At 62.4% G+C, this 12,925-nt stretch carries 11 protein-coding genes and 1 pseudogene; 7 read left to right on the top strand and 5 right to left on the bottom strand.

All coding sequences use genetic code 11. The features are described from left to right. Both GSM73_RS13455 and GSM73_RS13450 read left to right on the top strand, forming a co-directional pair. Positions 1-1,108, top strand: a 1,108-nt coding sequence (locus GSM73_RS13455; protein WP_256676897.1) for a helix-turn-helix domain-containing protein, incomplete at its 5' end; no start/stop codon positions are given. A 34-nt stretch (positions 1,109-1,142) separates the two neighbouring features. Further along, a complete protein-coding gene (locus tag GSM73_RS13450) occupies positions 1,143-1,775 on the top strand; it encodes a DUF5074 domain-containing protein (RefSeq protein ID WP_160892929.1) in 633 nt (210 codons plus the stop codon). 53 nt (positions 1,776-1,828) lie between these two features. Here the strand turns inward: GSM73_RS13450 and GSM73_RS13445 are convergent, their stop codons facing one another. After that, entirely contained in the window at positions 1,829-2,800 is a 972-nt protein-coding gene (locus GSM73_RS13445; RefSeq protein ID WP_160892927.1) for a DMT family transporter, read from the bottom strand. 299 nt (positions 2,801-3,099) lie between these two features. On the opposite strand from GSM73_RS13445, the gene GSM73_RS13440 reads away from it, so the two are divergent. Together GSM73_RS13440 and GSM73_RS13435 are read left to right on the top strand one after the other, a co-directional pair. Then, on the top strand, positions 3,100-4,230 hold the full coding sequence (locus GSM73_RS13440) for a sensor histidine kinase KdpD (RefSeq protein WP_160892925.1): 1,131 nt from the start codon (positions 3,100-3,102) through the stop codon (positions 4,228-4,230). Positions 4,231-4,327: 97 nt separating this feature from the next. Further along, complete coding sequence (locus GSM73_RS13435) at positions 4,328-5,419, top strand: SMP-30/gluconolactonase/LRE family protein (RefSeq protein ID WP_047227698.1); 1,092 nt, start codon at positions 4,328-4,330, stop codon at positions 5,417-5,419. A 115-nt stretch (positions 5,420-5,534) separates the two neighbouring features. On the opposite strand, the gene GSM73_RS13430 is transcribed toward GSM73_RS13435, so the two are convergent. From GSM73_RS13430 to GSM73_RS13415, 4 genes are all read right to left on the bottom strand, one after another. Next, entirely contained in the window at positions 5,535-5,915 is a 381-nt protein-coding gene (locus GSM73_RS13430) for a DUF1850 domain-containing protein (RefSeq protein WP_107322309.1), read from the bottom strand. Further along, positions 5,912-7,939: a TRAP transporter permease gene (locus GSM73_RS13425; protein WP_160892923.1), complete on the bottom strand. Its 2,028-nt coding sequence runs from the start codon at positions 7,937-7,939 to the stop codon at positions 5,912-5,914. Before GSM73_RS13425 ends, GSM73_RS13430 begins: the two co-directional genes overlap by 4 nt. An 80-nt stretch (positions 7,940-8,019) precedes the next feature. Next, positions 8,020-8,970: a TAXI family TRAP transporter solute-binding subunit gene (locus GSM73_RS13420; RefSeq protein ID WP_160892921.1), complete on the bottom strand. Its 951-nt coding sequence runs from the start codon at positions 8,968-8,970 to the stop codon at positions 8,020-8,022. A gap of 112 nt (positions 8,971-9,082) precedes the next feature. Next, positions 9,083-10,102 carry a LacI family DNA-binding transcriptional regulator gene (locus GSM73_RS13415; RefSeq protein ID WP_160892919.1) on the bottom strand — a complete coding sequence of 340 codons (1,020 nt, stop codon included), beginning with the start codon at positions 10,100-10,102 and terminating at the stop codon, positions 9,083-9,085. A 178-nt stretch (positions 10,103-10,280) separates the two neighbouring features. On the opposite strand from GSM73_RS13415, the gene GSM73_RS13410 reads away from it, so the two are divergent. From GSM73_RS13410 to GSM73_RS27295, 3 genes and pseudogenes are all read left to right on the top strand, one after another. Beyond that, the gene (locus tag GSM73_RS13410; protein WP_160892917.1) at positions 10,281-11,447 is read left to right on the top strand and encodes a Gfo/Idh/MocA family protein; all 1,167 of its coding nucleotides are present in this window, start codon (positions 10,281-10,283) and stop codon (positions 11,445-11,447) included. Further along, positions 11,444-12,544: a sugar phosphate isomerase/epimerase gene (locus GSM73_RS13405; protein WP_139050635.1), complete on the top strand. Its 1,101-nt coding sequence runs from the start codon at positions 11,444-11,446 to the stop codon at positions 12,542-12,544. Before GSM73_RS13410 ends, GSM73_RS13405 begins: the two co-directional genes overlap by 4 nt. 194 nt (positions 12,545-12,738) lie before the next feature. Further along, positions 12,739-12,925, top strand: a pseudogene (locus tag GSM73_RS27295) (MFS transporter); the annotation flags it as partial.

The following is a 12,925-nucleotide window of genomic DNA, read 5'->3' as shown; positions in this document are numbered from 1 at the left end:
TGCCATGGCGCAGTTGGGCGAGCTGGAGCGGGCCAGGGTGCTGATGCGGCGGGCGGCTCGGGCCTTCGGGCCCCGGGAGGCCGTGGCACAGGCGCGGTGCGTGGTGGCCGAAGGGGAGATCGCCCTGGCGTCCCGTGATCTGGCTTGGCCGGTGAAGCGCCTGGAGGCTGCGCGGGCGGTGCTTGAACGCCAGGGCGACCGGACGAACGTCGCCCACGCACGCTCAATCGAAATCCGCCGCTTACTGCTGCTAGGCCATCTCGACGAGGCCGAGGCGAGGCTGGTTGACCTTGACCCGGGCTGTCTTCCACCGCCGTCCAGAGCCGCTTGCGAACTGGTGGTGGCGGGCATCGCCATGCGGCGGTTACGAACGAAAACCGCACGGGCCGCACTTGAACGTGCCACCCAGGCTGCGCGACAAGCCGGCATTGGCGCGCTGACTGCCGAAGTCGAAAGCGCCTGGCGCGTCCTGCAGGCTCCGGCGGCGCGTCTGATTGCAGGGGGCGAGGAGCGCTTGCTGACCCTTGAGGAGGTTGAAGCACTCCTGTCCAGCGACGCGTTGGTGGTGGACGCATGTCGCAATGGCGTGAACAGGGCGAGCCTGCGGATCTCTCTTGCCAGGCGCCCGGTGTTGTTCACCCTCGCCAGGCAATTGGCTCAAGCCTGGCCTGCCGATGTGTCCAGGGAAACCCTCGTTGCCCAGGCCTTTGGCTTGAAACTGACGGATGATTCCCATCGCGCCCGACTGCGGGTCGAAGTCGGGCGCTTGCGGGTGGCGCTGCGCCCGCTGGCCGAGGTGACGGCGACCCGGCGTGGGTTTGCCCTAATGCCACGCAAGGGCGGCGAAGTGGTGGTGCTGGCGCGTCCTGTAGAAGAGCCCCACGCCGCAGTGCTGGCGTTGCTGGCCGATGGCCAATCCTGGTCCAGTTCCGCCCTGGCGCTGGCCCTGGATGCCAGCCAGCGCACCGTGCAACGGGCCCTCGACACGCTGGCCGCGTCCGGCAAGGTGCAGTCGGTCGGGCGTGGGCGGGCCTGTCGCTGGCTGGCGCCACCGTTGCCCGGATTCACGACGGTATTGTTACTCACCGCGCTGCTGCCCGATGGTTAGGATGCAGTCACACCCCAACGAGGAGGCTTGCAAGATGAAACATTCAGATGCGCAGATCCTGCGTGAATACGGCCCTTTTCCCGGCGTCGATTGCGTGCACGGTGTCAGTCATGACGGCGAGCTCGTCTGGTTCGCTTCCGGCGACAAGCTGCATGCACTCGATCCGGCCAGCGGCCAGATGTTGCGTTCGCTGGACGTTCCGGCAAACGCCGGAACGGCTTTTGACGGTAAGCACCTGTTCCAGATCGCCGGAGACACCATTCGCAAGATCGACCCGCGCAACGGCCAGGTACTGGCGACCATTGCGGCGCCCAATAGTGGTGATGATTCAGGACTGGCCTGGGCCGAAGGATCACTCTGGGTCGGCCAGTACAAGGCGCGCAAAATCCTCCAGATCGATCCCTCCACTGGCAAGATCCTGCGCACCCTCGAATCCAACCGCTTCGTCACGGGCGTGACCTGGGTCGACGGCGAACTCTGGCACGGCACCTGGGAAAACGATGAAAGCGATCTGCGGCGCATCGACCCGCAAACCGCAGAAGTGCTGGAAAGCGTGACCATGCCGCCGGGGATTGGCGTGTCGGGTCTTGAGTCAGACGGCGGCGAGCGGTTCTTTTGCGGCGGTGGCAATAGCGCGAAGGTGAGGGCGGTGCGTCGGCCGGCCTGAAGCGTGTGTGGGAGCAGCTTTTGCTCCCACACAGCGACGATGGATGCTTCAGTTCAGTTGCGTCCGGCGGCCTCGGTAACCGGTGCCTTGATGCGCTCGACCTTGCGATACGTCAGCAATACGATGCCGGTGACCACAATCGCGCCGCCAATCACCTGGCCCGGGTTGAGCATCTGGTCCAGCACCAGCCAGCCGATCAGCAGGGTCGCCAGCGGTTCGATGTTCATCACCGGGGCGTTGCGCGGCATGTCCAGGCGGGGCACGGAAATGAATAGCACGATAAACCCGGTGCCATAGAGCACCACCAGGGTCGCCAGGGCAAACCAGCCGGTGCTGCTGGCCGGCAGGTCGAAGCCACCGGGAAGGGCGCCGGTCAGGCCGGCGAGGTTGACGCTGCTGAACACGATGAAAATGGTCAGCAGGCTGCGGACCGACCCGCGCACCTGGGACAGTTTGTGGTCGGTGATCCATAGCGCGCAGGCGAACACGCAGGCGGCACAGAAGGCCAGGCCCACGCCGAGCAACCACTGCGGGCCGACGCTTTCTTGCGACGACAGCCGGGCCGGTACTTCCAGCACGAACACCAGGCCAACCAGAATCATGCCCATCAACGCGGCAGTGCGCGCGGTCGGGCGTGGCCCGCCGAGCGCCCAGGTCAGCAACGCCAGGAGGATCGGAAAGACATTGCCCACCAACAGCGCCAGGGCGACCGGGACCCGAGCCACGGCGGAATACAGGCACAGACTCTGGGCGGCAATCAACAGCCCCAGAGCCAATTGCCAGCGCCAGACCCCCTGCGGCAGGCGCAGGTTCTGGCGTTGCCAGAGCACCATTGCGGCCAGCACCAGCAAGGTGCCGCCCGAGCGCAGCAGGATCGCCAGCAAGACCCCGGCACCGTCATCAAATGCTGCCCTGGCGGCGACATGGTTGCCGGCGAAGGCACATCCCATGCACAGCAGAACCAGCACGGCGAGGTGCCGAGGGAGCGGAGTGGGGGTGTCAGGTACGGCCGTGGAGCGGGTCATGGCAGGGGGTCTCAAAGGCAGGCCGCCGAAGCAAGGCGCTTCGGAACGGCTAGTTTAGTTATAGGTTGTCGTACAACATCAAAAGGGATTTGTACCGTATAGCGTTGCAAGAGACAAGTGCCCTATTTTGGCGCAAGGCTGTTCATTCAAGCGCCTATGCAGTGCGGCGCCAGCTGCGCGCGCGCCACGATGAATCCCCTATCGCCCTGGGTTTGCTGTACAACAATGGAACCGAGGCCGGCAGTCCCTTGCGTTGTTGCGATACTAACCCTCGATTATCCCTTCCTGCGGAGCAACCCATGCGCCTGGCTGATTTCATCCTCGACAATATCGAGCCGATTCTTCAGGCGTGGGAAGACTTCGCCAAAACCATCACACCGGCCTCCCATGGCATGGATTCGGTGGCTCTGCGCGATCACGCCGAGCAGATGCTGCGCACCATTGCCGCTGACCTGCGCACTTCGCAAACCGTCAAGGAGCAGATCGCCAAGTCCCAGGGCGATGCGCCGGCGGCAGAGGCTGAAACTGCAGCCGAAACCCATGCGGTCATTCGCCAGTCCTCGGGGTTTACGGTGGAGCAGATGGTTTCGGAATACCGGGCGCTGCGCACCAGCGTGCTGATGCTCTGGATGCCGCAGACCCAACTGGACCACGAGCAAGTGGTGTCCGACGTGATCCGCTTCAACGAGGCCGTAGACCAGGCCTTGGCGGAGTCCGTGGTCAGCTATTCGGGCGCCGTCGATGCGGGCCGCAATATCTTCCTCGGGATTCTGGGGCATGACTTGCGCAGCCCCCTGGGCGCGATCCTGCTGAGTTCCGAAGTGCTGCTGCGGGCAGGCGACCTGCCCGCTAAAGCCACCAAGATCTCTTCGCGCATCTACACCAGCGTCAAACGGGCCAACAAGATTGTCGGCGATCTGCTGGACTTTACCCGTACCCAACTGGGGGCGGGCATTCCGGTGCAGCGCTTCAACGGTGACCTGGTAGCGGCCTGCGAGGGCATGGTGGAAGAGGCGCGGGCCTATCATCCGGAAAGCAGAATCATCTTTGAAACGACGGGCGCCCTGGAAGGCCTGTTTGATCAGGCGCGCATGGAACAGGTGTTCGCCAACCTGATTGGTAATGCCGTCCAGCATGGTAGCGAGGGTGCGCCGATTACTGTTTCATTGAGTACCGAAGAGGATACGGCGGTGATTGCCATCAACAACCAGGGCAAGCTTATCGAGAAGGACGCCATTGCCAGCATCTTCAACCCGATGGTCCGGCAATTGCGCAGCGGTGACATGCAGTATGGCTCTGCGGCTGGGCTCGGGCTGGGCCTGCACATCGCGTCCGCCATCGTATCCGCCCATAAGGGCACTATCGAGGTTCATTCCAAGGCCAGATCGGGCACCACCTTCACCGTACGGATCCCGCTCCACGCCAACTGAATTTTTTCTTGCGCAGGGCAGAGCGCATACTTGTACGATGTCCTATCACGGAGTAAAACTGTCGTCGCCGTCCAATAATAATTAACGGAGACGCACGATGGATGCTTCGCAACCTGCAACGACTGCCCATCAGGGCCGCCGGGTATTCCTGAAAAAATCCTTGGTGGTTTCGGCCGCCGCCGCAACCCTGGGCAACCTGCCCGGGCTGACTCAGGCAGAACCCTTGAGCCAGCGCTACCCTGACCCACTGATCAAGATCCTCGACCCCAGCTTCATGGACCTGCGGCTGTTCAACGCCAGTGTTGAAAAGCTCGCCAGTGGCCTGCGCTGGGCGGAAGGGCCGGTGTGGGTGGGCGACGGTCGTTATTTGCTGGTCAGTGACATTCCCAACAACCGCATCATGCGCTGGGATGAAGTCACCGACAGCCTGTCGGTTTACCGCGAGAACTCCAACTTTTCCAACGGCCTGTGCCGCGATCGCCAAGGGCGCTTGCTGGTCTGCGAAGGCTCCACCACGTCGACTGAAGGCCGGCGCGTCACCCGCACCGAGCACAACGGCACCATCACCGTGCTGGCGGACAGTTTCGAGGGCAAGCCTTTCAACTCGCCCAACGACATCGTGTGCAAGCGCGACGGTTCTGTCTGGTTCACCGATCCACCGTTCCAGACCGGCAACAACTACGAAGGGCATAAAGTCGCCCCTGCCCAGCCCCACGCGGTGTATCGCATCGACGGTGAAACCGGCAAGGTCACGCGAGTGATCGACGACATGGCAGGGCCCAACGGCCTGTGCTTTTCGCCAGACGAGAAGATCCTCTACGTGGTCGAAGGCCGGGCCAAGCCGAACCGCCTGGTGTGGGCGATCACGGTCAAGGACGATGGCACCCTGGGCGAACGGCGCAAGCACATCGAAGGCTTGGATTACGCGGCCATCGATGGGCTCAAATGCGACGAGAGTGGCAACCTCTGGTGCGGGTGGGGCGGTAATGGCGATCCCAAGGCCGACCTGGAAAAGCTCGACGGTGTGCGAGTGTTCAACCCCGAGGGCAAGGCTATCGGCCACATCTCCCTGCCGGAGCGTTGCCCTAACGTCTGCTTCGGCGGACGGGAGGGTAATCGCCTGTTCATGGCCGGCAGCCACTCGTTGTATGCACTGTTTGTGAATACCCGTGGGGCGACGTTTGCCTGAGTGACTGACCTTCAGACCCTGGGTTTGATTGTGGTGAGGAGGGCAGTTGTGGGAGCAAGGCTTGCTCCCACAAAAAAACCTCGCCACAGAGTTCTGTTTGGACCAGGGGAGATCGTTATCCGCAACTCCACAATTCCACCGTTGGCTGACTTGCCTTGGGCGGTCCGAGCCAATGGCTCATCGGCTGGCAAGCCCCGTCGACGCACAACTGGTAATCACCCGCTTCGGGTGTTCGCCCCAGTTTCAGCGGTTGCAGGGGCGGCAACTGGCGCTGATAGTGCCAGCTGCCGTTTTTCAACCGGGCACCGTCCGGAACTTCCATGCCGGCGCCGTTGCCCTTGACCCTGGCTTCGCCCAGAACCAGGCCTTGTTCAGTCACGCGGTAATCTTCCTCCCAGCGGATTTTCTCGATGGTGTGATTCCACGCCAGGGTGAAATCCGTGACAGGAAGTTGGGCCCAGACCGCACCGGCCAGGCCCAGGCACAAACCGATCACGCCAAGGCCCGTCCGGTGCGCCGCGAGCGCCATACGTGTTGAAAGATCAGCAGAGCCCCCACCACGAAGCCGATCTCATCGGTCAGCGGCAGCGCCACGACCAGCAAAGCCCCGGCGGCAAAGCACATCAGGCGTTCCCAGATCGGCATTTTCTGTTGCAGGTAGCCGGTGGACGCCATGCCCCACAGCCCGACCGCCAGCATCGTCTTGATCAGCATGTAAGCGGTCATCCATAGGCTGTCGCCCTGGAGCATCAGTGCCGGGTTATAGACCGCCATGAATGGAATGACAAAACCGGCAAGGGCGATGCGCACCGCCCAGAAGCTGATTTTCAGCCCCGTTTCCCTGGCAATGGGCGCAGCGGCGAAGCAGGCCAGCGCGACCGGCGGCGTCAGGTCGGCGAGGATGCCGAAATAGAATACGAACATGTGCGACACGATCAGTGGCACGCCCAGTTCCAGCAGGGCGGGCGCGGCGATCGAACTGGTGATGATGTAATTGGGAATGGTCGGGATGCCCATGCCCAGCACCAGGCAGGTGAGCATGGTCAGGATCAGCGACAGCAGCAGGTTGTCCTTGCCGATGGCCAGGATGTAGCCGGCGAAGGTCGACGCCACACCGGTCAACGACACCACGCCGATGATGATCCCCACCAGGGCGCAGGCAATCCCCACCGGCACCGCATGTCGTGCGCCGTCCACCAGTGCGTGCAGGCAAACCGTCAGGGTTTCCCGTGCGCCTTTGATGAACCAGCAGATCGCCACCAACACTGCGATCACCGCAAATATGACGCCAATGCCTAACTGGAAAAAGCCCACGCACAAGATGCCCAGGGCGATCCAGAAAGCGCAGCGCATTGCAAAGCTCGACACCCGCAAAATGATCGCCGAGCCGAGAATCACGATGGCAGTGAGTGCCAGTCCGACCATGCCGGAAAAGAGCGGCGTGCGACCGGAGAACAGCAGGTAGATCAGCACGGCGAGTGGGATCAGCAGGTACCAGTTCTCTTTGACGGCGCCCAGCGCGCTGGGGCATTGGTCTTTGGGCAAGCCCTTGAGGTTGGAGCGCTTGGCTTCCAGGTGAACCATCCAGAACACCGAGCCGAAGTACAGGCACGCGGGAATCAACGCCGCTTTGGCGATTTCAACAAATGGCACGTTGATGGTCTCGGCCATGATGAACGCCACGGCGCCCATGATCGGCGGCATCAATTGACTGCCCATGCTCGAGGTGGCTTCCACGCCGCCGGCAAACGCGGCCTTGTAGCCGAAGCGTTTCATCAGCGGGATGGTGAATTGCCCGGTGGTCACCACGTTGGCGATGCCCGAACCGGTAATGGTGCCCATCAAGGCAGAGGAGGCAACCGCCACTTTGGCCGGGCCGCCGAGCTTGTGGCCGAACAGGCCCATGGCGAAATCGGTGAACAGCTTGATCATTCCGGCCTTTTCAAGAAAGGAACCGAACAGAATGAACAGGAAAATGTAGGTGGCCGATACGTAGGTGGGTGTGCCGTACAGGCCCTCGGTGCCGAAGGACAATTGATTGACGATCTGATCGAAGCCGTAGCCGCGATGGGACAGGTCGCCTGGCAGGTATTCACCGAACAGCCCATAGGCCAGGAACAGCCCGCAAATCAGCGGCAGGGCAATCCCCATCACCCGCCGGGCCGCTTCGAACACCAGCACGATCAAAATGATACCGATGATGAGGTCCGTGGACGTCAGGTCCCCGGAGCGCTGGATCAGGTCGGCTTCGAACACCCACTGATACGCCGCCGTGGCCACGCCGGCCAGGGACAACAGCCATGCCAGAGGTTGCCAGGGGCGGCTTGCGCCATAGGCGGGGTAACTGAGGAACACCACCCACAACAGGAAACCCACGTGCACGGCACGCAGCACCTGGCTGGAAATGGGGGAGAAGGCGGCGGTGATGATCTGGAATACAGAAAACAGCAGGGCCACGTAGAACAGCGTCTTGGGCCAGTCTCGTGGGTCGGAGGGAAGACCGTGCTGAATTTCACTCATTAACTGAAAGCCTCTTGTCTACATCGAAGGTGCGAACCAGAAGGGTGCAACGGCGATCATCGCCGCTGCACCGGGTCGGTCTACAGCGCGCCGACTTCCTTGTAGTAGCGCTCGGCACCGGGATGCAGCGGGATAGGCAGGTTCTTCGCGGCATTTTCCAGCTTGATGTCCTTGGCCGCCGAATGGGCGTTGCCCAGGCGGGTGAGGTTATCGAACATCAGCTTGGTCATCTGGTAGGCCACCTCGTCCGAGACGTCCGCGCGGGTAACCAGGATGTTGGTGATGGCCACGGTCGGCACGGCTTCGGCCTGGCCGTCGTAGGTATTGGCCGGGATATTTGCGCTCTGGTAGGCCGGGTTGCCGATCTTCGCCACCACGTCTGCCGGGATCGACACGTAGTTGAGCGCCATGGTCGAGGCCAGGTCACGAATGGCCGCCATCCCAAGCCCGGAGGACTGGAGCGTAGCATCCAGTTGACGGTTCTTGATCAGGTCTACCGATTCGGCGAACGGCAGGTACTGGACCTTCATGTCGCTGTAGCTCAGCCCTGCGGCCTTGAGGATGGCCCGCGCGTTGAGCTCGGTACCGGATTTGGCCGCCCCCACGGAGATGGATTTACCCTTGAGGTCGGCCAGGGTCTTGATGCCCGATTCCTGGCTGGCAACGATCTGGATGTAGTTGGGGTAGGCGCCGGCGATGGCCCGCAGTTTGGTCAGAGGGGCTTTGAAACCGGCATCTTCCACGCCGTTCTTGGCGTCCGCCACCGAGTCGCCCAGCGCCAGCGCCAGCTCACCGCGACCGGCCTGCAGCAGGTTGAGGTTTTCCACCGAGGCCTTGGTGGCCTGTACCGACGTCTTGGAGCCTTCGATCCCGTTGCTGTAAATCTGCGACAGGCCGACCCCGATCGGGTAATAAACCCCGCTGGTGCCCCCCGTCAGGATGTTGATGTACACCGGTGCTGCCTGGGCTGTGGTCGTGACCACCAGTGCTGCCGCGGCGACCAGAAGGGTGAAGCGCTTGTTGACTCGCATGGGAAACTCTCCGTCTTGTTATGGCTTTATGCAGAGTAGTGCCACTGTAGTCGAAACGGACCGGCAGGTGGCGAGTCAATAGCGCATCAAAAGGTGATGGGCGTCGTTTTTTTCAAGCATCCTTGTTAAACGCCGGGCCTGGCGCAGCGCTGCTGCCGCGCACGGTCAACTCGAACGGCAGCACGACATGCCGTTCGGCAAGCGGTGTTTTCTCGATCAGGGCGATCAGCATTTGCACCGCCCGCTGGCCGAAGGTTTCGGCAGGTTGTGAGAGAGTGGTCAGCGGCGGCTCACAGTAGGCGGCGAAAGGAATGTCATCAAAACCCACCAGTGAAATGTCCTCGGGCACCCGCAACCCCATTTGCTTGATGCGCTTGAGCGCGCCAATGGCCATCTCGTCGTTTTCACAAAACAGCGCGCTGGGGCGCTCCGCCAGCTCCAGCATCGCGCCGGCCCCGTCGTAACCGGCCTTCAACGTGAAGTCGCCGTGACAGATCAGGCCAGGGTCTGCGGCGATACCGGCCTGGTGCAGTGCATCCTGATAACCGGCTACGCGGTCCAGGGTCAGGGGACTGCTTCGCGGCCCTTTGATGATGCCGATGCGCCGGTGGCCGAGCCCGATCAGGTGTTCGGTCATGGCCTGGGCGGCGGCCCGGTTGTCGAGGCTGATGGTCGGGTAGGGGGCGCCTTTGACCACTTCGCAGGCGTTGACCAGCGGCAAGGATTCGGCGCCCGCGGGAAGCGATTCGAAAGGGTTGCTCGCGCGCAACTGGATCACCCCGTCGGCCTGGTGCGCGTAGACGAGGGCGGCAAATTCGCGCTCGATTTCTTCTCGACCCTGGGTGTCGCACAACAGCAGTCGATAACCGGCCGCCTGCGCAGCCTGTTGGGCCCCGCTGATGACCCGGGCGAAAAAGGTGTTGGCGATGGTCGGGACCAGAATCACCAGGTTGCCGGTTCTCCGGGAGCGAAACTGCACGGCCATCAGGTTGGGCCGATAACCGGCCTGTTCCACCGCCGCGTTAACCTTGTCGCGAGTCTGGGGCAGCACCCGTTCGGGAGATTTCAGCGTTCTGGAAACCGTGGCCACCGAAACTCCGGCCAGCCGGGCTACTTCACGGATATTGGACAAAATCACCTCGATTCGGCGCCAGGAATGCCGGCACGGTTGGGGAGCTTACCGCAGGTTGCGCGTCGCACAAATGCTCATGCATGTGCCAACGGGTTTGACATGCCGCAAAACTGAGCCTAGATTTCCGCCATGATGTAACCGGTTACATTGTCGTCAGTCCCAGCATAAGAGAGTCGCGATGAATCCTGTAGCAGCCAAAATAAGAATGGGCTTTGTCGGCGGTGGAGAGGGCGCTTTCATTGGCCAGGCCCACCGTCAGGCCGCGGGTCTGGACGGTGGTTTTGAACTGGTGTGCGGTGCGTTCAGCCGTGATGCGCACAACAATCAGCAGACCGGCGCGGCCCTGGGGCTGGCCGCGTCCCGTTGCTACAGCGATTGGCAAGGCATGCTCGACAGCGAAGCGGCGCTGCCGGCCCACTTGCGCATGGAACTGCTGGTCATCGTCACTCCCAATCATCTGCACGCCCCCATCGCCAACCAGGCGCTGAAGGCGGGTTTTCATGTGTTCAGTGAAAAGCCCGCCGCTATGAACCTGCGTGAGTTGCTGGCCCTCAAGCAAGTGCTTCAAAGCAGCGGCCGGCTCTACGGCCTGGCTCATACCTACCTGGGTTATCCGATGGTCTGGCAGGCCCGGGAGATGGTGCGCACCGGCGTGATCGGTGCGGTGCGCAAAGTGCTGGTCGAATACCCCCAGGGCTGGCTCAGTCAGGACGTCGCCGGGCAAGGCAACAAACAGGCCGGCTGGCGCGACGATCCTCAACAGTCAGGGTTGGGTGGTTGCATTGGCGACATCGGCACCCATGCGTTTTCCCTGGCGGAGTTCGTCGCCGACCAACCCATCGAGCAGATATGCGCGGCGTTGGGCACCCACATCCCGGGTCGGCAACTGGACGACGACGCGGCGATGCTGTTGCGCATGGCCGGTGGCGCCAGCGGCGTGCTGATTGCCAGTCAGGTCTGCGCAGGTGAAGAGAACCCGCTGAAAATCCGTCTGTATGGCGATAAGGGTGGCTTGGAATGGCGCCAGGAAGAACCGGCCAGCCTGATCCATCGTCCCCTCGACCAACCCCTGCGAGTCTTGCGGTCCGGTGTGGGCCAGCCCTGGCTGTGTGAGGCCGCCCGCCAACGGATGCGGCTGCCGGCCGGGCATCCTGAAGGTTATCTGGAAGCCATGGCCAACCTCTATGGCGATTTTGCCCGTGCCATACGGGCCGCCGCGCCAGGGCCAGACGCCCCCGGCGTACCCGGCATCGAAACCGGTCTGCGGGGCATGGCCTTTATCGAAGCGGCCATTGCCAACCATCGCGGCGATACCAAGTGGACCGCACTGGCCTGCACACAATGAATCAGGAGAGCCCCGCCGTGAATCCCATTGCCCAAACACCGACAGGCCTGCGTGGCCCAGGTATTTTCCTGGCGCAGTTCATGTCCGCCGACGCGCCGTTCGACACCCTGGCGAACATCGCCCAATGGGCGGCCGCACAAGGTTACAAGGCCATTCAACTGCCGACGTCGGGCACGCAATACATCGACCTGGCCCGCGCCGCCGAGAGCCAGGACTACTGCGACGAACTCAAGGCCATTTGTGCCCAGGCCGGTGTCCAGATCAGTGAGTTGTCGACGCACCTGCAAGGCCAGTTGGTGGCGGTGCATCCGGCGTTCGACGCACTGTTCGACGACTTCGCCCCGGCCCATCTGCGCGGTCAGCCCCAGGCGCGGACCGAATGGGCGATAGAGCAATTGAAGCTCGCCGCCCGCGCCAGCCAGCGACTGGGCCTCACCGCCCATGCGACGTTTTCCGGTGCGCTGTTGTGGCCGTACCTGTACCCGTGGCCGCAACGTCCGTCTGGCTTGGTGGAGCAGGGATTCGCCGAACTGGCCCGACGCTGGTTGCCCATTCTGGACTGCTTCGACGCAGCCGGCGTGGACCTGTGCTACGAGATCCATCCGGGTGAGGACCTGCACGATGGCGCCTCGTTCGAGCGCTTTTTGCAGGCCGTCGATCATCACCCTCGGGCAGCGATTCTCTACGACCCCAGCCATCTGCTCCTGCAGCAGATGGACTACCTGGGCTTCATCGATCGCTATCACGAGCGCATCCGCATGTTCCACGTCAAGGACGCCGAGTTCAGGCCCGACGCCCGTTCCGGTGTGTACGGCGGCTATCAGGGCTGGGTCGATCGTCCTGGACGGTTCCGTTCGCTGGGCGATGGCCAGATCGATTTCAAATCGATCTTCAGCAAACTCACTCAATACGATTTCAGCGGCTGGGCGGTGTTGGAATGGGAGTGTTGCCTGAAAGACTCACAACAGGGTGCTGCAGAAGGCGCGGCGTTCATTGAGCGACACATGATCAGCAAGACCCGAAAGGCGTTTGACGATTTTGCCGGGGTAACGGCCGATGAAGATTCCAACCGGCGGTTGTTGGGCCTGTTGAGGTAACCGGCCCAACCCAAAACCCTATGGCGAGAAAACTCATTGTGGGAGCAAGGCTGGCCCGCGATGAACGACAACGCGGTTCAACGGTTAGACCGCGGCGCGGCCATCGCGGGCCAGCCTTGCTCCCACAGCGGCTCGCCACAACAGCGCTTCTGAGCATTTTTCTTCACAAGAACAACAATAAAACGGTGACTGTCATGACCACGATGAACGCACGCTTGAGCGTGATGATGTTTCTGCAGTTCTTTATCTGGGGTGGCTGGTTCGTCACCCTGGGGACCTTTCTGTCCAGCACCCTGGGCGCCAGCGGTGGGCAGATCGGCATGGCGTTCTCCACCCAGTCCTGGGGAGCGATCATTGCCCCCTTCGTGATCGGCCTGATCG

The sequence above is a fragment of the Pseudomonas sp. PICF6 genome, assembly GCF_009831705.1.
In the GTDB taxonomy this organism is placed as follows: Bacteria; Pseudomonadota; Gammaproteobacteria; order Pseudomonadales; family Pseudomonadaceae; genus Aquipseudomonas; species Aquipseudomonas rhizophila.
Note: the sequence above shows the minus strand (reverse complement) of the source record. Positions and strands in the feature narration are given on the sequence as shown.